This is a genomic window from Rhizobium sp. ZPR4, assembly GCF_040215725.1.
GTDB lineage: Bacteria > Pseudomonadota > Alphaproteobacteria > Rhizobiales > Rhizobiaceae > Rhizobium > Rhizobium rhizogenes_D.
In genome coordinates, this window is the sequence record NZ_CP157967.1 from 2,519,294 (window position 1) to 2,541,569 (window position 22,276).

Sequence of the window (22,276 nt, forward strand, 5' to 3'; positions counted from 1 at the left end):
CCCCTACCCCAGAAAGGAGACACCCATGTCGTCTCAGCATGTCGTTATTATCGGCGGCTCCTCCGGCATCGGCCTTGCGACCGCCGCCCATCTTCTCGAAAAAGGATACCGGGTCACGATCACAGGTCGCGACGCTGCGAAGCTCCAGGCTGCCACGCAAAGCCTGAACGGCGAGCTTACCCCCGTCGCCATGGATGCCGCCGACTTCACGGGCCTTACCGAAGCCTTCCAGGCAATCGGCCCGCTCGACCATCTCGTCCTGGCCTTGGGCGGCGGCAATGGCGCCGGTCCCTTTGCCACCGTCGACCTCGCCGATGTCAGGAAAGGCTTCGAGCAGAAGACCATGGCACATTTCGCCTGTGCCCAGGCTTGCCTTCCCCATCTTTCGAAGCAGGGCAGCATCACCTTCGTCTCCGCCGTCTCGGCACAGGCGGCCATGCCGGGAACCGCCGGGCTTGGAGCCATCAATGCCGCCATTGCCGCATTGGCACCGATCCTCGCCGTCGAACTCAAGCCCATCCGAGTGAACTGCGTTTCGCCCGGTGTCGTCGACACCCCCTGGTGGGATTTCCTAAGCGAAGAGCAGAAAGAGCCGACCTTCGCCAACTTCGCAGCACGCACGCCGGTCGGCCGCGTCGGCGACCCACGGGAGATCGCCGAAGCCATCGCTTTTCTGATCGGCAACGGCTTCACCAGCGGTCATACGCTGATCTGCGATGGCGGCATCCGCCTCGGTCAATGATCTCCGGAGGCTTTGCGCTTTTCTTCAGATCGCGAAAACGCGCCATCGCCGGCCGGCGGGAGCGATGGCACCCTCAACTATTGCGGACATCCGCCTGAAGCTGCGTGAGGATCTCGATCAGCCTGGGAGCCATTTCACGGATTTCGACCAGATGGATCGAGCTCAGCGTTTGAAGAACCTCTTCGGATTTCTCCGTCAATTGCAGCGTCTGGCGGCGTTTGTCCGTCGGATCGGGGTGGCGGGTGACATAGCCGCCATCGATCAGCCGTCCCACAAGCTCCGTCGCCGTATGAGGAGCAATCAGCAGCTTTTCCGCCAGCATACCGATCGTCATCGCCTCTCCGGCGCCGTTACCCTTGATGGCCAGCAGCGCCTGATGCTGCTGTGGCGGCAGGCCCGCCTCCTGCGCGGCCGAGGTGCTGAAATCCATGAATTTGCGCAGCGTGTAGCGCAAGGTCGCCAGCGCCTCGTAATCCGCCTGAGAAAGGGTTTTGTTTAAACGTCGCACCATCAAATAATCCTCATTGCCGCGGTTCGCGGTCCTAAAGCAAGTCGCGCAAAATCTTCAGCGGTTTTGCGGCAACACCGTGCTCCAGATCAAGGAACTATAGTGCCGAAAACGAATCTTGCAGATCGCGATGCGCTTCAGTTGATTTATATCGCATTACGATATATTTGCCATCTCGAAGCGGGGAGCGGCTGAAGGACGGCCGCGCGCGCTTAGCACAGAAGGCCTCCCATGCAGGACATACCCACCTCACAAAGTCACAGCCACGATTTCTCCGGCGGGGCCTCCCGCAAGGACAATGGCGATTTCACCACGGACAAACGCGTCCTGGTGCTGATTGCCATGGCGCTCGTCGTCGGCACCGGCGGCGCATTCGCCGCCTGGGTGCTCATCAATCTCATCGCGCTCGTCAGCAATGCCGTCTGGCTGTTCAAGATCAGCACCGAGCCGCTATCCTTCGCCATGGTGGCGCGCTCTCCCTGGATGGTCGCCGCTCCCATTCTCGGCGGTCTCGTCATCGGCCTGATGGCGCGTTACGGCTCTGAGAAAATTCGCGGCCACGGCATTCCCGAAGCCATCGAGGCGATCCTGATCGGCGGCAGCCGCATGTCGCCGAAGGTGGCGGTGCTGAAGCCCCTGTCGTCGGCGATCTCGATCGGCTCCGGCGGCCCCTTCGGTGCGGAAGGTCCGATCATCATGACGGGCGGCGCCATCGGTTCGCTCTTTGCGCAGTTCTTTCATATGAGTGCCGCCGAGAGAAAGACCCTGCTCGTTGCCGGCGCTGCGGCTGGCATGACGGCGGTGTTCGGCACGCCGATCGCGGCCGTCATGCTTGCCGTTGAATTGCTGCTCTTCGAATGGAAGCCGCGCAGCTTCATTCCGGTCGCGGTCGCAGCCTGCGTTTCCGCCGTCTGGCGTCCGTTCCTGATCGGCAGCGGCGCGCTCTTCCCTGCGCACTTCGATATGTCGCTCTCCTGGTGGGGCATCGTGCTCGCCGCCGGCCTTGGCATTGTCTCCGGCCTGCAATCCGGCCTGCTGACGACGCTGCTCTACAAGATCGAGGATGCCTTCGAGAAGCTGCCGATCCACTGGATGTGGTGGCCGGCACTCGGCGGCCTTATCGTCGGGCTTGGCGGCCTGATCGAGCCGCGCGCGCTGGGCGTCGGCTACGACATCATCGCCGATCTCCTGCATAGCCGCATCGCCGTCGGGGCCGTTCTGGCAATCCTGTTGGTCAAGGCGGGCATCTGGCTGGTGGCACTGTCCTCGGGCACATCAGGCGGCGTCCTGGCGCCGCTGCTGATCCTCGGCGGCGCACTCGGCTGGCTTGTAGGCCTTGTTTTGCCTGGCGATCCTGGCTTCTGGGCGATGCTCGGCATGGCGGCGATGATGGGGGGAACGATGCGTGCTCCGCTGACGGGTACCTTCTTCGCCGTCGAGCTGACCGGAGATACGAGCGCGCTGGTGCCCCTGCTTACGGCCACGGTCGCGGCCTATGCCGTCACCGTACTACTGTTGAAACGATCAATCCTGACGGAAAAGATCGCCCGTCGCGGCCAGCACATCACCCGCGAATACGGCATAGATCTGTTCGAGCTGACGCGTGCCCGCGACATCATGATCGCCAAGGTGGACACGCTGCCCGCATCCATGCGCCTGTCGGAAGCGCTGGCCCAGATGACGGAGCGGCCGGATGCGCATCGTTTCTATCCCGTCGTCGGAGAGAATGACCGCCTCGTCGGCATGATCTCGCGCGCCGACGCCCTGCGCTGGCAGAGCGAACCGGAGCTCATGGATCAGTCGCTCTATGATGTGATCTCGGATACGTCGCTCCCGGTCGCCCATGCGGAGGATACGGTCGGCCGCGTCGCCGACATCATGATCCATGCCGATACGGGACGTGTTCCCGTCGTCGAGCCGCAGACCGGCCGCCTCGTGGGTCTTATCGCCCGCAAGGATCTGCTGCGGCTGCGCAGCGCGACCAACCGCGCCGAACTCGAACGCGGTGCTTACCTGCGATAGAAAAGTTAAGGGGAGGAGGAGTGGCGTCAGCGCGGCGGAAGAACTGCGCGGCGCCTTCCTTGGCCATCGGCTGGGAAGATTTAAGAGCGATCCACGACGACCGATGGATGTTTACGATCCTGGGTGCCTACAAACGTAGGTGGGCACCGTGTGTCCAGGCCCACGGGCCTGGTCAGGGACAGCTCCCTTTGGATCGAGTATGGCCCCAGGGATTGTGGTTCCTGTCGGGAAGCGCAGACCGCCTGAACTATATAAAGAGGTTTCGGGTCTTGTACCAGAGGTCGGCGACCGGCATCCGCAGAAATAAACTCAAGCCTGCTCGACGCCCGGCCGCTCCAGAAGCTTTTCGGTGATTCCGTGAATACGCGTCGTCACCTCATCGATGACGCTTGCCAGCGTCTCCTCGGCCCGCGCATTGGCCGCCACGGTCGTATCGCGGTTGCTGGTGAGAGTTTCCAGTTCGGCTTCCAGCGAAGACACGCGCCGCGTCAATTCGCTCACCTCGTCCATGATCATGATGCCGGCCATGACAGTCACCCGCAGATCGCCGATTTCGCCGAACTGACTCTTCAAATGCATGACATAACGGTCGAAGCGATTGGCAAGATCCGTCAGATGGTCTTCCTGGCCCTCTTCGCAGGCCATCCGATATGCTTTGCCGTCGATCGTTACCGTTACTTGTGCCATTCGACTTTCCGATCATTGCCGCGCTGCGACGGCTGCCTCCCGAGGGATCAGCGGTCCAGCACGGCTCTTATGGTTTCCATCGCCGTGACAAGCCGGCGCGACACTTCACGATTGACCTCCTCGAGCCGGTTCGCACGGAACTCAGCCTGATCCAATTCCTGGGCAAGGCGGGACCGATCGGCGTGAACCCTGCGGACCTCGCCTTCTATATCGCTCTGCGCCCGTTCCCGCTCGAACCGTCCATCAACCGCGCTTTCCAAAGTCGAAAGCGCCTGGCGCAATTGGGCGAGCGCCGCGTCCACCGTTTTGCCTGAAGGTGTCATACCCTTCGCATCTCCGCGCAAGGCCCGAATCAAAACATCCGGCCACTTGTCTGATTTCGCAACAATATTCAACTCGGCAACAGCACGTCAATAAAGGCTGTCATGTGGCAGCCCCCCTATTCTGTGGATGAATGCCACCTTTGCCGTCTACACAGGCCTTGTCGCATGATTGTCGTCTTTTGTAAAAGTGAACGGGCAAATGTCAAAAAATTGCCCCAAGAGGGTCGGATTGGGTCCTCGATTTATTGACTTGCTCGCCCCAACTGCTATGTCTCGACCGCCTGAGGCGACGTTGAAAATGGCGTTCGGAAGAGCGCCTCCCCTTCACCCGCCTTTCAACCGATGGCCCTCCGTCCCAGGCGTGTGGCCATCCCCCCGAACCCGGAACACTGCGGAAAAACCCATGAACTCTCGCGAACAACACGACCGGATGGCGAATGCGATCCGTTTCCTTGCCATGGATGCTGTCGAGAAGGCCAATTCCGGTCACCCCGGTTTGCCGATGGGGATGGCTGATGTCGCCACCGTTCTCTTTAGCAAATATCTGCGCTTCGACCCGAAGAACCCGCTTTGGCCGGACCGTGACCGTTTCGTCCTGTCGGCCGGCCACGGCTCGATGCTGCTTTACTCGGTCCTCTATCTGACCGGCTATCCGGACATGACGGTTGAAGAGCTCCAGCGCTTCCGCCAGCTCGGCTCCAAGACCGCAGGCCATCCGGAATATGGTCACGCCACCGGCATCGAAACCACCACCGGTCCGCTCGGCCAGGGCATTGCCAATGCCGTCGGCATGGCGATCGCCGAGCGCAAGCTGCGCGAAGAATTCGGCGCCGAGCTGCAGGATCACTACACCTACGCCATGTGCGGCGACGGCTGCCTGATGGAAGGCATCAGCCATGAGGCGATCGCGCTTGCCGGCCACCTCAAGCTCAACAAGCTGATCCTGTTCTGGGACAACAACTCCATCACCATCGACGGCGCCGTCTCGCTGTCGGATTCGACCGACCAGATCATGCGCTTCAAGGCCGTTCACTGGAACACGATCGAAGTCGACGGTCACGACCAGGCCGCTATCAGCGCTGCCATCGAAGCCGCTCACAAGTCCGACCGCCCGACGCTCATCGCCTGCAAGACGATCATCGGCTTCGGCGCTCCGAACAAGCAGGGCACGCACAAGGTCCACGGCTCGCCGCTTGGCGCCGAGGAAATTGCCGCGACCCGCGTTGCGCTGAACTGGCCTTACGAACCCTTCGTCATCCCGAACGACGTCCTCGGTGAATGGCGTGCTGCCGGCGAACGCTCCATCGGCACTCGCGAAGCCTGGGAAGGCCGCCTCGCCGCAACCGACGCTGCCAAGAAGGCCGAGTTCACCCGCCGCTTCGATCACAAGCTGCCTGCCGGATTCGACGCCGCCATCAGCGAGTACAAGAAGAAGCTCGCCGAAACCAAGCCGACGGTCGCAACCCGCAAGGCATCGGAAGATGCGCTCGAAGTCATCAACGGCTTCATCCCGGAAACGCTGGGCGGTTCCGCCGACCTGACGCCGTCGAACAACACCAAGACCAGCCAGATGAAGTCGATCACCCCGACCGATTTCTCCGGCCGCTACATGCACTGGGGCATCCGCGAACACGGCATGGCCGCTGCCATGAACGGCATCGCGCTCCATGGCGGTCTCATCCCCTATAGCGGCGGCTTCCTGATCTTCTCGGATTATTGCCGTCCGCCACTGCGCCTCGCCGCTCTGATGGGCATCCGCGCCATCCACGTCCTGACGCATGATTCCATCGGCGTCGGCGAAGACGGCCCGACCCACCAGCCGGTCGAGCAGGTCGCAAGCCTGCGCGCCATCCCGAACTTCCAGCTCTTCCGCCCGGCGGACGCCACGGAAACGGCCGAATGCTGGCAGATCGCCATCAAGACGACCAACCGTCCGTCCGGCCTTGCTTTGACCCGTCAGAACCTGCTGGCCGCTCGTACCGAGTACAGCGAGAAGAACCTCTGCGAACTCGGCGCCTACACGCTGGCCGGCAATGCCGATGCCAAGGTGACGATCTTCGCTTCGGGCTCCGAAGTCGAACTCGCCGTTGCCGCCCGCACCGTTCTCGAAGGCAAGGGCATCTCCACGCGCGTCGTTTCCGTTCCCTGCACCGAGCTCTTCTTCGAGCAGCCGGACGCCTACCGCAAGGAAGTCATCGGCAACTCGCCGGTCAAGGTTGCTGTCGAAGCCGGCGTTCGCGAGGGCTGGGATGCCTTCATCGGACCGGAAGGCGCCTTCATCGGCATGAAGGGCTTCGGCGCTTCCGCTCCGTACAAGGATGTCTACAAGCACTTCGGCATCACCACGGAAGCCGTTGTCGCCGCCGCTGAGGCAAAGCTTTCCTGAGGGCGCTGACAAGCGCTCTCAAATCCAATAGATAAACACCCTGAATGAAAGGGAGTGACATTCATGACTGTAAAAGTAGCCATCAACGGCTTTGGCCGTATCGGCCGTAACGTCCTGCGCGCAATCGTCGAGTCCGGCCGCACCGACATCGAAGTCGTTGCCATCAACGACCTCGGCCCGGTCGAGACCAATGCCCACCTGTTGCGTTACGATTCCATCCACGGCAAGTTCCCCGCCGAAGTGAAGGTCGAAGGCGACACGATCATCGTTGGCGGCGGCAAGCCGATCAAGGTCACGGCGATCAAGGACCCGGCAACCCTGCCGCACCGCGATCTCGGCGTAGACATCGCGATGGAATGCACTGGCATCTTTACTGCCCGCGACAAGGCCGCCGCTCACCTGACGGCCGGTGCAAAGCGCGTCATCGTTTCGGCTCCTGCCGACGGCGCCGATCTGACTGTCGTTTTCGGCGTCAACCACGACCAGCTCACCAAGGAGCACCTGGTCATCTCCAACGCGTCCTGCACTACAAACTGCCTGGTGCCGGTCGTGAAGGTTCTCGACGACGCCGTCGGCATCGACCACGGTTTCATGACGACCATCCACTCCTACACTGGCGACCAGCCGACGCTCGACACCATGCACAAGGACCTGTACCGCGCCCGCGCCGCAGCCCTGTCCATGATCCCAACCTCGACGGGCGCCGCTAAGGCCGTTGGTCTCGTGCTGCCGCACCTGAAGGGCAAGCTCGATGGCACGTCGATCCGCGTTCCCACGCCGAACGTCTCGGTTGTCGACTTCAAGTTCGTGTCCAAGAAGGCAACGACGGTCGGCGAAATCAACGAAGCCATCAAGGCTGCTTCGAACGGCAAGCTGAAGGGCATCCTCGGCTACACCGACGAGCCGCTGGTTTCCCGCGACTTCAACCATGACAGCCACTCGTCGATCTTCGCGACCGACCAGACCAAGGTCATGGAAGGCAACTTCGTGCGCGTCCTGTCCTGGTACGACAACGAGTGGGGCTTCTCCAGCCGCATGTCGGACACGGCCGTTGCCTTCGCAAAGCTGATCTGATCATGGCCTTCCGCCCGCTCCTTCCGACGACAGTCCGCTGGCGTCCCATGGAAGGAGACGGGCTGGAGCACCTCACGATCGCTCCTATCGACAATGCCGGCGCTGCGGTCATCCGCGCCGCCGGCATTATCATTGGTGGCCGCGGCGGCACGCCCTACGGCGTCTCCTACCGCATCGACTGCGCCGCCGATTGGGCCGTTCTTTCCTTCTCCGTCGAAACCACCGATGGCCGGCGCCTGGCGCTGATTTCGGACGGCAAGGGACATTGGCGCACCGAGCATGGCGTGACGCTGCCGCAATTCGACGGCTGCATCGATATCGACCTCTACGGTTCGCCCTTCACCAACAGCCTGCCGATCCGCCGGCTGGAGTTGACGCCCGAAAGCGGGACCGCCAAGCTTTCAATGCTCTATATCCCGTTCGACACCTTCGAACCGGTGCGCGACGGTCAGCACTATACCTGCATCATGCCGGAGAAACTTTATCGATACGCGGCCGAAGACAGGGATTTCACCGTCGATCTTCCGGTCGACGAGGATGGGCTGGTAATCGATTATCCGATCTATTTCAGGCGCGTCGCCGTCTGAGCGGCCGGCAAGGCACGCTCGCGCATCCTCTTAAAAACATTTCGATTTTTTCACCTCTCTGCCCTGCTATGGTCCAGATTTACCAGTAAATTTCGAAGCTGGACGTCTCCCAGGGCATTCCGGGCCGCTTTGCCGTTCTGGCAAGGCGCATCACACCATGACGATGCAGTCGTCGGAAAGAGTTTCGATCCATGAACTCTCCTCCGAACGATTTCCGTGTTTGCCAATTTGCCAGGCACGGCAACATGATGGAAACTGGGGAGACCTCCGGCATTCCGGGCTTTTGGCCCCAGCAGCGGCGCACGGAAAAAGGGGAAGAAAAGGTGGAGGCATTTTACGTCATCGTGCTGATCAGCACGGTTCTTATTCTTATTGCAGCTTTCTCCAGCCTCCTTGCTTTCCGCTTCGGCGCACCCCTGCTGCTGCTCTTCCTCATGATCGGACTTGCCGCCGGCACCGACGGGCTCGGCATCGAATTCTCCAACAATTATCTTGCCTATATTCTCGGCTCGCTGGCGCTTGCCATCATCCTGTTTGATTCCGGCTATGGCACGCCGATCCAGGCCTTCAAGCTTGCTGCGGCGCCCGCGCTGACCATAGCCTCCGTCGGCGTTATCGTAACGGCCGCATTGTTCGGCCTCGCCGCCACCTGGCTGCTCGGCTTCACCTGGCTGCAGGGCCTGCTGCTCGGCTCCATCGTCGCCTCGACGGATGCGGCCGCCGTCTTCTTCCTGCTGCGCATCGGCGGCATCAATATCCGTGACAAGGTGCGCTCGACGCTGGAAGTCGAATCCGGCACCAACGACCCGATGGCGATCTTCCTGACCCTCGCTCTGGTCGAGCTATTGGCAAGCGGCGAAGGCTATGCCGGCATCAACCTCGCCATGCTCGCCACCTTTGTCCAGCAGATGGGACTGGGCGTCATTCTCGGCCTGCTTGGCGGCATGATGATCGTCCTCATCGTCAGCCGCCTGGAGACGGATCGCGGCCTGACGCCAATCTTCGTGCTGGCGCTGGCGCTCCTCGTATTCTCGTTTACCGGCGCCGTCGGCGGCAGCGGCTTCCTGGCCGTCTACGTTGCCGGCATCTACGCCGGCAATCGACGCCTGCCGGCATCCGCCTCGATCAAGCGCTTCCAGGACGGCATGACCTGGCTGGCACAGATCATCATGTTCCTCGTCCTCGGCCTGCTTGCGACCCCGTCCGAATTTCCAGCGATCGCGATCCCCGCCGTGGCGCTGGCGCTGTTCCTGATCTTCATCGCCCGTCCGATCGCAGTATGGCTCTGCCTGCTGCCCTTCGATTATACCCAGCGTGAGACCGGCTTCGTCGCCTGGGTCGGCCTGCGCGGCGCAGTCTCCATTCTTCTGGCGATCATGCCGATCCTCGGCGGCCTGCAGGCCGGCCAGACCTATTTCAACGTCGCCTTCATCGTCGTGCTGGTCTCTCTGCTCGTGCAAGGCTGGACCATCAAGCCGATGGCACGCCGGCTTGGCCTCATCGTTCCCCCGCGCATGGGAGCAATCGACAAGGTCGAGGTCGATCTGCCCGGCACCGTCAACCACGAGCTCCTCTCCTACCGTGTCGTCAAAGACAGCCCGGTCCTTCGCGGCGAACGCATCCCCCGCTGGGCGACGCCATCGCTTATCGTTCGCGACGGCAAATCCATGCGCTATCAATATGCCGGCCGCCTGCGCGAAAACGATATCGTCTATCTTTTCGTCTCGCCCAACTATTCGCGCCTGCTCGACCGCCTCTTCGCCAGCCGCGCGCCAGTCGATCCGGACGATGCCGAATTCTTCGGCGCGTTCTCGATTTCGCCGCTGCGCCCAGCCGCGGACCTCGATGCCGCTTATGGGCCGGGGCTCCTCAGCGAACAGGAGAAAGGTCTCACCATCGCCGAGCTCATGCGCCATCGCCTGGGTGGCAAGGCCGACTACGCCGACCGCGTTCGTCTGGGCGAGATCATCCTCATCGTTCGCGATCTCGACGAGAACGACCATATCCAATCTGTCGGCATGTCGCTGGAAGCGGTGGAGCCGCCCGTCATCATGCCGATCTTCATCAATCTCCATGACATTCTGAAGAGCATCCACGCCTATCTGCAGAAGCGCCGCGAGCGAGCGCATGAAGCTGTTTCAGACGATTCGACTGCAGGCAAAAACGACGTCTGAGCGCCTTGAGCAATTCCAGGAAAACTGCGCAGCGGTTTTCCATTTGGGATTGCGAAAAACCAAGAAGATAGAACCGTTCAACGATTCCATGAAACGCTGAACGGTTCTTGCGTCTCCGATCATCCGTAGTATGGTCGGCGCGCTTTTCGCCACCAACAATATTGGATCCTCCCATGGCAGCCTTCAAAACTCTCGATAATCTCACCGACATCACCGGCAAGCGCGTGCTCGTGCGCGTCGACCTCAACGTGCCGGTCAAGGATGGCAAGGTCACCGATGCGACCCGCATCGAGCGTGTCGCCCCGACGATTCTCGAGCTGTCCGAAAAGGGCGCCAAGGTCATCCTGCTTGCCCATTTCGGCCGCCCGAAGGATGGCCCCTCCCCGGACCTTTCCCTCGGCCTGATCGTGCCGACCGTCGAGGAAGTTCTCGATCATGCCGTTCTCTTCGCCTCCGATTGCATCGGCGCCCCGGCAGCCGACGCCGTTGCCAAGATGAACAATGGCGACATCCTGCTGCTTGAAAACACCCGCTTCCACAAGGAAGAGGAAAAGAACGACGCAGCCTTCACCAAGCAGCTCGCCGCCAACGGCGATATCTACGTCAACGATGCCTTCTCGGCTGCCCATCGCGCTCATTCCTCGACCGAGGGCCTCGCCCAGTTGCTGCCGGCCTATGCGGGCCGCACGATGCAGGCCGAGCTTGAAGCTTTGGAAAAAGGCCTCGGCAATCCGGTCCGTCCGGTTGTTGCCATCGTCGGCGGCGCCAAGGTCTCCACCAAGATCGATCTCTTGATGAACCTCGTGAAGAAGGTCGATGCGCTTGTCATCGGCGGCGGCATGGCCAATACATTTATCGCCGCCCGCGGCACCAATGTCGGCAAATCGCTCTGCGAGCATGATCTCGCCGATACCGCCAAGCAGATCATGATCGAAGCCGCCGCCTCCGGCTGCGCGATCGTGCTGCCGGAAGACGGCGTCGTCGCCCGCGAATTCAAGGCCGGTGCCGACAACGAAGTTGTCGCGATCGAAGCGATCCCCGCCGATGCCATGGTACTCGACGTCGGCCCCAAGTCAGTCGAGGCCGTCAAGAACTGGATCGGTCGTGCCACCACGCTGGTCTGGAACGGTCCGCTCGGCGCCTTCGAGATCACGCCTTTTGACGCCGCGACCGTTGCAGTCGCCAAATATGCCGCCGAATGCACCAAAGCCGGCAAGCTGACCTCGGTCGCCGGCGGCGGCGATACGGTTTCGGCGCTCAATCACGCCGGCGTTGCCGACGACTTCACCTATGTCTCGACGGCCGGCGGCGCCTTCCTCGAATGGATGGAAGGCAAGGTCCTGCCGGGCGTGGCCGTTCTGCAGGCCAGCAAGTAAATCAGCCAGCACTGCAAAAGAAAAAGAGCCTCGGTCGCGATCTGACCGGGGCTCTTTTGCTTTCCTGCAATAGCCAACCAAGCGTTCAGGACAGAGCAAGTCACATTTGCCACAATGACAAGAATAGGTTTGCTGTGATATCGGAAATGAGACCATGTCAAACAGATGTTACGAAAGCACGGCACTGGGTTGTCCCGCTAATAATAAAGGGGCCTAATAGAGGGGTTGCCATATGCTTGCCTGGCGCAGTTTTGTTGCCGTTCTTACTGTATTCTTAGTTGCTCAATCAGGCATAATTCACGCCCAACAGTTGCACGCAGCCGTTCCCGTCTTCTCTCCGACCGGACCGGACGCCGAAGCTTATGGTGAAAAACTCGGTTATCCCACAGGCCCGTCACTAAGCCCACCAATGGGCAAGCAGCAAAACATGATCGGCAACTTCAGCCATGCCGATCAGCTGGCCCCGACGCACACGATCGCTGCAGCCGAACATCCACTGCCGCTGCTGCGTGCGCCCTCCGAGATTTCGGTCAAGTTCACGTTCGGCACCGAAACCGCCTCCTTGTCGAAATATCTCGACACCAATCCCACCACGGGATTGCTGATTGCCCACAACGACACGATCCTGTTCGAACATTATCAATATGGCCGCACCGATCGCGACCGCCTTGTCTCGCAATCCATGGCGAAGACATTGACCGGCATGATGATCGGGATCGCTATTTCCGAAGGCGCCATTCATTCGATCGACGATACGGTTGAGACCTATGTGCCGGAGCTTAAAGGCACAGAGATGGGCAGCACGCCGATCCGCGCGTTGCTGCACATGGCCTCCGGCATTGCCTTCACCGAGAACTTCGGCAATCCCGACGACAACGTTCATCTCAGCAACTCATTGCTCGGTCCGGAAAAGCTTGACCCCATTACGGCCGTATCGCGGTTCAACAAGCGGGTCGCTCCTCCCGATACGGTCTGGCATTACAGCAATCTCGACACCGAAGGGCTGAGCCTCGTCCTGACCCACGCCACCCATATGAGCATGGCGGATTATCTCCAGACCCGCATATGGCAGCCGATGGGTGCGGAAGCCAGCGCGAACTGGCAGGTTGACAGAACAGGCCAGGAAGTCGGCTACTGCTGCTTCAGCGCAACGCTTCGCGACTATGCCCGCTTTGGCATGCTGCTCGCACATGACGGCGCCTTGAACGGCCGGCAGATCATCCCGCGCCAATGGCTGCTCGACGCGACGCAACCGGTCAAGCAAGGCTCGTTCCTCGCGGTCAATCACGAGACGAACCCCTGGGGCTATGGCTATCAGACCTGGCTGATGCCCGGTCCGCGCCGAACGTTTTTTCTGGATGGCCGAGCAGGCCAGCGCATCCTCGTCGATCCAACGACGCATCTGGTCCTCGTACACACTGCGGTACGTGCGAAGCCTGGCGATGCCGGCAGCGCCGAGCTGGTCGAACTCTGGTCCAGCGTGCTCAAGCAGTTCCAGAGCAATTGAAGCGATCGCCATGAAGGCCGCAAACTCGCAAGGCGGGGGGTAAAGGTCGTCGATAAACTTGTCAGGGGCACAAGTTCAAGCTTTCAGGCCTGGCCGAGCAACGGCTAAATCCTGGCAGTTCCATCAAAGCTGCCGGGAGCCGCCATGAACGCCGTCGCTTACGTCACCGTTGACGTCTTCACATCCGAACGCTTCGTCGGCAATCCCCTGGCTGTCATCCCTGATGCCCGCGGTCTCAGCAGCGACGCCATGCAGAAGATTGCAACTGAATTCTGCTATTCGGAAACAACCTTCGTGCTACCGCCTGAAAACCCCGATCACACCGCGCGGGTCCGCATCTTCACGCCCACGGCCGAAATCCCCTTTGCCGGTCATCCCAATGTCGGCACCGCTTTCGTTCTCGGCCAGCAGCAAGCGATCTTCGGAAAACCGACAGGCGACAGGCTGATCTTCAAAGAGGAAGCCGGGCTCGTGGAGGTCACTTTGTTGCGCGACGGTGGCGGCGTCTCCGGCGCAAGCATCCGCGCACCGGGCAGGCTTACGATCGGCGAGACCATTGCCGACGAGCTGATTGCCGCTTGCGTGCAGATCGATCCGCAATCGATCCGCCACGCAACCCATGCGCCAACCTTCGCATCCGTCGGCCTGCCTTTCGCCTTTGCGGAGCTGGACAGCCTCGAAACGCTCGGCAAGGCATGGCCGAATGCCGCCATTTTTGCCGAAGCGGCCGCGCGGCACAAAGAAGACAAGACCGGCTTCTCGCTCTTTCTCTACGTGCGCTCCCACGAAAACCCGTGGGCTATCCGCGCCCGCATGTTTGCCCCGCTCGACAATGTGACGGAAGACCCGGCGACCGGCAGCGCCTCTGCCGCGATCGGCGCCTATCTGACTTCCTTGCTGCCGGCACGGGATGCGGAAATAAAAATCACCATCGAGCAGGGCGTGGAGATGGGAAGACGCAGCGTCATCGGCGTTGATGCCAGGAAATCTGCCGGCACGGTAAATGAAGTCTTGCTGTCGGGCAGCTGCGTCTCGGTCATGCGCGGCGAGATCCTGCTCTAAGGGAGCGGCGTGCGATTGGCCAGGAGCCCGAATCCCGGCCTGAAATGCTCTAAAACGCCTCGTTGATCAGCAGCGCCACCGTCCAGATCGCAAAGGCGAAGATCGCGATCTTCCAGAAATCTGCCCTGCGCTTTAGGCCCGGCAGCCCCAAAGGCTTGATGATATGCACCGCCATGGCAAGCAGGAGCAGCAGCGCTATGGCTTTTGTCACGCTATTTTTCCCCCGTTTATGCAAGAGTGAGGGCAGCCGCGACCAAAAACCGCTGCACGGCTTTCGCGATCATGCTCTAATCGTCATAGGACGGACATTTTTCCGCGCCAACAGACTGTTTCTACAGGCCGATAGCGGCAATCCGGGACACAATCAATAGCGAAAACAGGCAGGGCGGGATCCTGTCTTATCGGCTCCTAAAAAATGGAGCCGCATGAAGGTGGGGAGCATGAAAAGAAATATATTGCCGGTACTCGCTCTGCTGTTCGGCACGCTATTCCTATTTACGGGCAACGGCCTGCACAGCCTGCTGCTGCCGGTGCGCGGCACGGCCGAAGGCTATGCGACGACAACGCTCGGCCTGCTCGGCACCACCTGGGCGACTGGTTTCGTGCTTGGCTGCCTGACGGCCCCGAAGCTGGTCAGGCGCATCGGCCATGTCCGCGCTTTCTCGGGCTTCATCTCGGTCATCGCCATCATCGCGCTTTTGACAGGCATAGTCGTCGATGCGACCTGGTGGGTGGTGCTGCGTGCCGTGACCGGCTTCTGCACCGCCGGCACCTCGATGATCATCGAGAGCTGGCTCAACGAACGCGCCACCAATGAAAGCCGCGGCGCGATCTTCTCTCTCTATATCGGCATCACCCTCATCGGCGCCGTCGCCGGCCAGATGATGGTGCCCTTCGCCGATATCCACACGCCCATCCTCTTCATGATGTGCGGCATCTGCTATTGTGTCGCCATGCTGCCGACCACGCTATCGACGGCCGCATCCCCGCAGCCACTGAAGGCGGTCAGTCTCGACCTGAAGGCACTCTACCGCAATTCGCCGGTCGCCTCGATCGGCATCCTGCTCGTCGGCATCGCCAATGGCGCATACGGCACGCTCGGGGCCGTCTTCGGTGCCAATGCGGGCCTTTCCGAAAGCGATATCGCGCTGATGATGAGCTTGACCATCTTTGCCGGCGCCGTCATGCAACTGCCGGCCGGTCGGCTATCCGATCGCATCGACCGCCGCTACGTGTTGGCCGGCATGGCCGCAATCGCGGCGATCGATGGCATTCTGCTCTTCCTTCTGAAGCCCGGCAGCCCCTTCTTCCTCATCGGCATGGTCGTCGTCTATGGCGCGGTCGCCAACACGCTCTATCCAATCGCCGTCGCCCATGCCAACGACTTCGCCGCGCCGGAGGATTTCGTCAAGGTGTCGGGCGGCCTGCTGCTGCTCTACGGCATCGGCACGATCATCGGCCCGACGCTGAGCGGCCCGGTCATGTCTTCCATCGGCCCCTACTCGCTGTTCTTCGTCACCGCCATCGCCCATGTGCTGATTACGTCCTATTCGATCTTCCGCAGCCGCCGCCGCGCGGCCAAGCCAGCGGGCGATCGCGATTCCTACACGACCATGCCCTCCGCCAATGCGCAGATGATCACGCCCGAGAGCATGGCGCTCGCGCGAAGCGAGACTTCAAAAAAGGACGATATAACTGTAAATTACGGCACCTGATCCCCTTGATAAGGGAAAGGAGGAGCCGAAATGAGCATTTTCGACGATGATCGTCCCAAGCAGCCGTCCGCCCACGAGATCGGCAGTGATCTGTCGCTGCTGTCGGTGGACGAGCTGAAAAGCCGCGTAGCATTGCTCCAGAGCGAGGTCGCCCGGCTGGAAGAGGAAATCGCCACCAAGGCCTCCGGCCGCAAGGCGGCGGATAGCCTTTTCCGCTTCTGAAGCTCTGCGTCGGGACGCGTGGCCGCAGCACAAAATCTGTGCGGTGCAGTCCAGTATTAAGGCATGCTCAACTGAATATTAAGCTTTACGACATATTACTATGACCATCCAGATTCGCTCTGGACTCAGACAGTTCCTCCACTTGGCGAATTGGTCTGATTTTTCTCCCTGTTTTACCTTGAGAGCCGCTTTTGCGGCTCTTCTTTTTTGTCCTGTATCACGGACCTCGCCGAAACTGTGGAGATTAACCCTTTCTTAAGAATCGCCTTGCGAATTTCAGTTAAAACAACCATCTTAAAGTCATAAAAGCGGATGCCGAAAGCTCTTATGGACTTGACCGGCTTTTCCTGAACAAAAGTGTTGCGTGAAGCAGGGATTTATTCGATGTCGGAACTTGGGTTGAACACGATCAGCTTTGCTGGCCACGCCGCATCATCGGCACAGTTCAGGGCACTCTATTCTGAAGGCATGTCGCTGGTCGAGGAAACCGCCGGCTATCTCGATGGCCAGGGCCGCGCTGCTTCCAAGGTTCTGCCGCGCATGGCCTCCGTACTCTACGCCGCAGAATCCATGCGGCTGACCACCCGCCTCATGCAGATGGCCTCTTGGCTGCTGCTGCAGCGCGCCGTCAACAACGGCGAAATGTCCCGCGATCAGGTCTTGGCCGAAAAGAACAAGGTCCGCCTCGACGGCTTCAACGTCGACCGCAACGCGCCGGGCTGGAACGATCTGCCGGAATCCTTCCGTGACCTCGTCGAGCGCTCGCTGCGCTTGCAGAATCGCGTCGCCATCCTCGACCGCGAGATCTACCGCCCGACGGAGGCCGCTATCGTTCCGGACAATCAGAACAGCGTCAAGGCGCAGCTGACCCTGCTGCAGACCGCATTCGGCGGCAGCTGAGCCTCAGACAATCCGCAATGAATTTAAACCGGCCGCGCCTGACGTGGCCGGTTTTGTTTTGGGCAATCATCTCATCATCCAGCCCTCGGAAAAGCCATGCGCAGAGTCAGGCCCTAAGTGGAAGCCGGGCGAAACTTGACGGATTCCGCGAAACGCCTGTAAAAAAGAGTGCCTGCCTCTCTTAAGGGATGGGCATGCCGATATCGAATATGCGTGGAGGACCCAATGCGCCGACTCACTTCTCACGAAAATCAAATCCGAAATTCTGAGAAGATGATGAACCATGCGCACATTGAATCTGGGCATCCTCGCCCATGTAGACGCGGGCAAGACTAGCCTTACGGAACGACTCCTTTTCGACACCGGCATAATCGACAAACTCGGCAGCGTCGATGCCGGTAGCACACAGACCGACAGTCTCGCACTCGAAAGACAACGCGGCATCACCATCGCTGCGGCGGTGGTTTCCTTCACCATCGGCGATGTCGTGGTGAACCTCATCGATACGCCCGGCCATCCGGACTTCATTGCCGAGATCGAACGGATTTTACAATTGCTCGATGCGGCTGTGGTTGTCGTATCGGCAGTCGAGGGCGTGCAGCCGCAGACCCGCGTGCTCGTTAAGGCATTGCGCCGCCTCGGCATACCCTTCCTGTTCTTTATCAATAAGATCGATCGCCTCGGCGCGCGTTACGATGAGGTTCTCGAAGATATTGCGTCCCAGCTGGCGGTTCGCCCCGTTGCGCTGTCGATCATCCGCGATGCCGGCAACAGGCTCGCCACGGTGGAAGCCGCCGATATCAAACGCGATCCCCATTTTTCGCGCCTCTGCGAAACACTTGCTGCGAATGACGAAGCATTGCTGGAAGACTATATTCTGGCTGCCGAGCGCCTGACACGGCAGAGGCTGGAACAAGCCCTTGTCGATCAGGTGGCGAAGTCTTTGATCCATCCGGCATTTGCCGGTGCGGCGACGCGGGGCCTTGGCATCCCCGCCCTGATCTCGGCGATCGAGACCCTGTTGCCCAGCCGGCAGCCCAACCCTGGTGGCCCGGTTTCCGGGACAATCTTCAAGATCGAGCGCGGATGGGGCGGCGAGAAGCTCGCCTATCTCCACCTGGCGTCGGGCACGATCGGCCTTCGCGACGATATCGAGACCCCGAACGGCCCGGCAAAGATCAGCAGCCTTCAGCTTTTCAGGGATGGGCGGGCGGGCAAGGTTACACAGATCCACGCAGGGCAGATCGCCAAGGTCGGCGGGCTCACCAATGCCCGTATCGGCGATTGGGTCGGCACCGAACGCCCATCCGGCACGCTTCGCCACTTCGCGCCGCCCACTCTGGAAACCCGCATCCGCTCGATGCACCCTTCGGAAAGCGCAGCGTTCTGGCTGGCTCTGACCCAACTCGCGGAGCAGGATCCGCTCATCAACCTGCGCACCAATGAGGAGACGGGCGACATATATGTCTCGCTCTACGGCGAAGTGCAGAAGGAGGTCATCCAGGCAACCCTTTCAACCGAGTTCGGCCTCGACATCGTCTTCGAAGAAAGCACTGTCATCCATGTAGAGAGGCTGGCTCAGACGGGAAGCGCGGTCGAACTGATATTCAAGGAGCCCAATCCGTTTCTCGCAACGGTCGGCTTGCGTGTCGAGCCGCGGTCGGAAGGCACCGGCAACAGCTTTACCCTGGAGGTGGATATCGGCCAGATGCCGGCAAGTTTCTATCGCGCGGTCGAGGAAGCAGTTTTCGAAACGCTCAAGGAAGGTCTCTTCGGCTGGCAGGTCATCGATTGCCATGTCGCCATGACGGCGGCGCGGCAGAGCTCGCCGGCGAGCACGGCGGTGGATTTCCGCAAGCTGACGCCGCTGGTACTCGCATCCGCGCTTTCGTCCGCACAGACGATCCTATGCGAGCCTATCGAGCATTTTCACATCGAGATACCGGCAACGGCTTTGGCCGGCGTGCACAGCTTGCTCGCCAAGGCCGGCGCATCGATGAGAAAAACGCAGATCGACGAAGGATTGGCCCGGCTGGAAGGCACAGTGGCATCATCGATGATCCAGACCATCCAAAGGCAATTGCCGGGATTGTCGGCTGGGGCGGGCGTTCTGGATCACGCCTTCGATCATCACGCGCCGCTATCGGGTCCACACGATGTGCGGGAGCGCGCAGCAGCAAATCCGTTCGACCGTGCCGATTACCTGCGACGCATGCGATGATCTGCCAAGTTACGCTTCGAACGCAAAAAAGCCCGGCGAAGCCGGGCTCTTTTCAAACAGCAAATCGCAATGCGATTAGATGCCGAGACCGCCGAAGCGCTTGTTGAACTTCGAAACGCGGCCGGCACGGTCCATCAGCTGCTGGTTGCCGCCGGTCCAAGCCGGATGGGACTTGGAGTCGATTTCGAGGTTCATGACAGCGCCTTCAGAACCCCAGGTCGAGCGGGTTTCATATTCGGTGCCGTCGGTCATGACTACCTTGATCGTGTGGTAGTCGGGATGAATGTTGGCCTTCATAACAATCTTCCTGTCATGCCAGGGTCCATTTGTCGCAAGCCATTGCGGCAACCGAACCGATTGAATAAATGAAGCCGCAGTCCGTTAAAGGCCACGGCTTCCAATTAAGATGGCGTGCCTATACATGAAGGCAGCGGCGATAACAAGGGGCGAAACGTCAAGTCCCTTGCTGATATGGGGATTGGAGACGACTTGTCAGAGACTGGCCAGGCTGAGGAAAAGAAAAACCGTTCAATCCGTCCTCTCGGACGACTGGCACCCTACCTCAGGCGATATCGGGGCATGGTGGCCGGTGCGATCATATCACTCGTCATCGCTGCCGTGACTTCGCTTGCTCTGCCGGTCGCCGTCCGTCGCATGATTGATCACGGCTTCGATCAGGCCGACCGCGCTCTGATCGACAGCTATTTCGTCGCGATCATGATCATGGCCCTGCTGCTCGCCGCTGCGAGCGCGCTGCGCTATTACTTCGTCATCTCCATCGGCGAGCGCATCGTCTCCGACATGCGCCGCGAGGTCTTCGACCACGTGACGCGGCTGTCGCCCTCCTTCTTCGATGTCAACCAGTCGGGCGAGATCGTTTCGCGGCTGACGGCCGACACGACTCAGATCAAGTCCGCGGTCGGCGCCACCGCGTCCGTCGCGCTGCGCAACCTCATCCTCTGTCTCGGCGCCGTGATCATGATGATCGTCACCAGCCCGAAGCTGTCGAGCATCGTGCTGATCGCGATCCCGATCATCGTGCTGCCGCTCGTCAGTTTTGGCCGTTCCGTGCGCAAGCGCTCGCGGGCCGCGCAGGAGACGCTGGCGCAAGCGTCAGCCTATGCCAACGAGACCATCGCGGCCAACCGCACTATTCAGGCCTATAATGGCGAAGATGCCGCCGCACAGCGCTATGGCAGTGCCGTCGAGGATGCCTATCAGGCAGCGCGCGCGGCAATCAGATCCCGCTCGCTGCTGACGGGCTTCGCAATCGCCATGGTCTTCGGCAGTATCGTCGCGGTTCTCTGGGTCGGCGCGCAGAATGTTCTTGCCGGTGCCATGTCGGCCGGCACGCTCGGCCAGTTTCTGCTCTATTCCGTCATCGCCGGCTCCTCGCTCGGCTCACTGTCCGAAGTATGGGGCGAGCTGTCCCAGGCTGCGGGTGCTGCCGACCGCCTGGGCGAGCTGCTTGCCGAAGTATCGCCGATCACCGCTCCCGCCAATCCCCTGCCCTTGCCGCAGCCGCCGCAGGGCCGCGTGGAATTCTCCGATGTCCACTTCTTCTACCCGTCGCGACCAAACAGATCGGCACTGCATGGCCTCTCCTTCTCGGTAAAGCCAGGCGAAACCGTCGCAATCGTCGGGGCGTCGGGCGCCGGCAAGAGTACGATCTTTTCGTTGCTGCTGCGCTTCTACGATCCGCAGAAGGGCCACGTCGCCTTGGATGGCGTCGATGCCCGCGACGTGATGCCGGACGCCTTGCGCGAGCGCATCGCCATCGTGCCTCAGGACACCACGATTTTTGCCGCCTCGATCCATGACAACATCGCCTTCGGCCGCCCCGGCGCCTCCCGTGACGAAGTGCGCGCCGCCGCGATGGCCGCGCAGGCGGACGAATTCATTTCGCGCCTGGAAGAAGGGTACGACACCCAGGTCGGCGAGCGTGGCGTCACCCTTTCCGGCGGCCAGCGCCAACGCATCGCCATTGCCCGCGCCATCCTGAAGAATGCGCCGATCCTCCTGCTCGACGAGGCAACATCGGCCCTCGATGCCGAGAGCGAGACCCTGGTGCAAAAGGCGTTGGAGGGCTTGATGGAGGCACGCACGACCCTCGTCATCGCTCATCGTTTGGCAACCGTGCTCAAGGCCGACCGCATTCTGGTGCTGGATCAGGGCCGCATTGTCGAGGAAGGCACGCATCAAACCCTGATCCGCCACGGCGGCATCTACGCCAAGCTTGCGCGTCTGCAGTTCGACGCCGGCATCGAGGAACATATGCTCATCGCGAAATAGCGATAACCGGGCAAGTCGTGCCGAATACAACCTTGTGGAAATAGTTTCAAAGTTGAGCTAGATTTTCAGCGTTATCCCGCGCTGACGCGATTCTAGGAGACGAGAACCATGTATAAATTTGAAGTCTACAAGGACAAGGCCGGCGAGTTTCGCTTCCGCTTCAAGGCCTCGAACGGCGAAACCATGTTCGGTTCGGAAGGCTATAAGGCGAAGGCCTCGGCCCTGCATGCCATCGAGTCGATCAAGGCTCACGTCGGCGGTGCCGTCATCGACGACCAGACCATCGCCACCGCATAATACTTCGCGTCACGTATTTGCTGCAAAGCCACTCACGGCCGGCTGCCCATCGGGCACGCCGGCCGTTTTGTCTTCTCGATAATAAATTTCAGAAAATACGATTACCTCTGTCGAAATCATCTCTGGCCAAGGCTCATTGTATCGAAGCGGCAGGACGTCGTTTCGCGGGCGGCGTTGCTCA

At 60.7% G+C, this 22,276-nt stretch carries 20 protein-coding genes and 1 other RNA gene; 15 read left to right on the forward strand and 6 right to left on the reverse strand.

All coding sequences use genetic code 11. The annotated features are described in order from the left end of the window. Positions 1 to 25: 25 nt before the first annotated feature. Positions 26 to 742, forward strand: coding sequence for an SDR family oxidoreductase (locus tag ABOK31_RS12390; RefSeq protein WP_349956237.1), 717 nt, complete (start codon positions 26 to 28; stop codon positions 740 to 742). A 73-nt stretch (positions 743 to 815) separates the two neighbouring features. Here the strand turns inward: ABOK31_RS12390 and ABOK31_RS12395 are convergent, their stop codons facing one another. Continuing rightward, positions 816 to 1,253: a helix-turn-helix domain-containing protein gene (locus ABOK31_RS12395; RefSeq protein ID WP_174171924.1), complete on the reverse strand. Its 438-nt coding sequence runs from the start codon at positions 1,251 to 1,253 to the stop codon at positions 816 to 818. Between the two features lie 228 nt (positions 1,254 to 1,481). Between ABOK31_RS12395 and ABOK31_RS12400 the strand changes: the two genes are divergently transcribed. After that, a complete protein-coding gene (locus ABOK31_RS12400) occupies positions 1,482 to 3,272 on the forward strand; it encodes a chloride channel protein (RefSeq protein ID WP_349956238.1) in 1,791 nt (596 codons plus the stop codon). Between the two features lie 84 nt (positions 3,273 to 3,356). Here ABOK31_RS12400 and ssrS read toward each other — a convergent pair. From ssrS to ABOK31_RS12415, 3 genes are all read right to left on the reverse strand, one after another. Continuing rightward, a non-coding RNA gene (ssrS, locus tag ABOK31_RS12405) (6S RNA) lies at positions 3,357 to 3,515 on the reverse strand. A 66-nt stretch (positions 3,516 to 3,581) separates the two neighbouring features. Next, on the reverse strand, positions 3,582 to 3,959 hold the full coding sequence (locus ABOK31_RS12410) for a cell division protein ZapA (RefSeq protein ID WP_174171921.1): 378 nt from the start codon (positions 3,957 to 3,959) through the stop codon (positions 3,582 to 3,584). Between the two features lie 47 nt (positions 3,960 to 4,006). Then, on the reverse strand, positions 4,007 to 4,282 hold the full coding sequence (locus ABOK31_RS12415; protein ID WP_015341018.1) for a DUF4164 domain-containing protein: 276 nt from the start codon (positions 4,280 to 4,282) through the stop codon (positions 4,007 to 4,009). Between the two features lie 403 nt (positions 4,283 to 4,685). On the opposite strand from ABOK31_RS12415, the gene tkt reads away from it, so the two are divergent. The 7 genes from tkt to ABOK31_RS12450 all read left to right on the forward strand — a co-directional run bounded on the left by tkt (position 4,686) and on the right by ABOK31_RS12450 (position 14,448). Continuing rightward, on the forward strand, positions 4,686 to 6,668 hold the full coding sequence (gene tkt / locus ABOK31_RS12420) for a transketolase (RefSeq protein WP_174171920.1): 1,983 nt from the start codon (positions 4,686 to 4,688) through the stop codon (positions 6,666 to 6,668). Positions 6,669 to 6,731: 63 nt separating this feature from the next. Continuing rightward, positions 6,732 to 7,742, forward strand: coding sequence for a type I glyceraldehyde-3-phosphate dehydrogenase (gap, locus tag ABOK31_RS12425; RefSeq protein ID WP_092850606.1), 1,011 nt, complete (start codon positions 6,732 to 6,734; stop codon positions 7,740 to 7,742). Positions 7,743 to 7,744: 2 nt separating this feature from the next. Next, complete coding sequence (locus ABOK31_RS12430; RefSeq protein ID WP_349956239.1) at positions 7,745 to 8,329, forward strand: putative glycolipid-binding domain-containing protein; 585 nt, start codon at positions 7,745 to 7,747, stop codon at positions 8,327 to 8,329. Between the two features lie 323 nt (positions 8,330 to 8,652). Then, complete coding sequence (locus ABOK31_RS12435; protein WP_174172197.1) at positions 8,653 to 10,503, forward strand: potassium/proton antiporter; 1,851 nt, start codon at positions 8,653 to 8,655, stop codon at positions 10,501 to 10,503. A gap of 173 nt (positions 10,504 to 10,676) precedes the next feature. Further along, positions 10,677 to 11,879, forward strand: coding sequence for a phosphoglycerate kinase (locus tag ABOK31_RS12440; RefSeq protein ID WP_174171918.1), 1,203 nt, complete (start codon positions 10,677 to 10,679; stop codon positions 11,877 to 11,879). 427 nt (positions 11,880 to 12,306) lie between these two features. Further along, entirely contained in the window at positions 12,307 to 13,386 is a 1,080-nt protein-coding gene (locus ABOK31_RS12445) for a serine hydrolase (protein ID WP_349956240.1), read from the forward strand. 144 nt (positions 13,387 to 13,530) lie between these two features. Continuing rightward, positions 13,531 to 14,448 (forward strand): PhzF family phenazine biosynthesis protein, encoded by a 918-nt coding sequence (locus ABOK31_RS12450; RefSeq protein ID WP_349956241.1) that lies wholly within the window; start codon positions 13,531 to 13,533, stop codon positions 14,446 to 14,448. Positions 14,449 to 14,497: 49 nt separating this feature from the next. Here ABOK31_RS12450 and ABOK31_RS12455 read toward each other — a convergent pair whose 3' ends face one another. Next, a complete protein-coding gene (locus tag ABOK31_RS12455) occupies positions 14,498 to 14,659 on the reverse strand; it encodes a hypothetical protein (RefSeq protein WP_167459809.1) in 162 nt (53 codons plus the stop codon). A 229-nt stretch (positions 14,660 to 14,888) separates the two neighbouring features. On the opposite strand from ABOK31_RS12455, the gene ABOK31_RS12460 reads away from it, so the two are divergent. From ABOK31_RS12460 to ABOK31_RS12475, 4 genes are all read left to right on the forward strand, one after another. Further along, complete coding sequence (locus ABOK31_RS12460) at positions 14,889 to 16,163, forward strand: MFS transporter (protein WP_174171915.1); 1,275 nt, start codon at positions 14,889 to 14,891, stop codon at positions 16,161 to 16,163. Positions 16,164 to 16,193: 30 nt separating this feature from the next. Next, entirely contained in the window at positions 16,194 to 16,385 is a 192-nt protein-coding gene (locus tag ABOK31_RS12465) for a DUF1192 domain-containing protein (RefSeq protein ID WP_174171914.1), read from the forward strand. A 384-nt stretch (positions 16,386 to 16,769) separates the two neighbouring features. Then, the gene (locus ABOK31_RS12470) at positions 16,770 to 17,285 is read left to right on the forward strand and encodes a DUF1465 family protein (protein ID WP_174171913.1); all 516 of its coding nucleotides are present in this window, start codon (positions 16,770 to 16,772) and stop codon (positions 17,283 to 17,285) included. 283 nt (positions 17,286 to 17,568) lie between these two features. Then, positions 17,569 to 19,506: a translation factor GTPase family protein gene (locus ABOK31_RS12475; protein ID WP_349956242.1), complete on the forward strand. Its 1,938-nt coding sequence runs from the start codon at positions 17,569 to 17,571 to the stop codon at positions 19,504 to 19,506. A gap of 75 nt (positions 19,507 to 19,581) precedes the next feature. On the opposite strand, the gene rpmE is transcribed toward ABOK31_RS12475, so the two are convergent. Next, on the reverse strand, positions 19,582 to 19,803 hold the full coding sequence (gene rpmE, locus ABOK31_RS12480) for a 50S ribosomal protein L31 (protein ID WP_015341030.1): 222 nt from the start codon (positions 19,801 to 19,803) through the stop codon (positions 19,582 to 19,584). Between the two features lie 192 nt (positions 19,804 to 19,995). Here rpmE and ABOK31_RS12485 point away from each other — a divergent pair, with 192 nt between their 5' ends. Both ABOK31_RS12485 and ABOK31_RS12490 read left to right on the forward strand, forming a co-directional pair. After that, positions 19,996 to 21,798: an ABC transporter transmembrane domain-containing protein gene (locus ABOK31_RS12485; protein WP_349956243.1), complete on the forward strand. Its 1,803-nt coding sequence runs from the start codon at positions 19,996 to 19,998 to the stop codon at positions 21,796 to 21,798. A 108-nt stretch (positions 21,799 to 21,906) separates the two neighbouring features. Beyond that, positions 21,907 to 22,095, forward strand: coding sequence for a YegP family protein (locus tag ABOK31_RS12490; RefSeq protein ID WP_068400257.1), 189 nt, complete (start codon positions 21,907 to 21,909; stop codon positions 22,093 to 22,095). Positions 22,096 to 22,276: the final 181 nt, after the last annotated feature.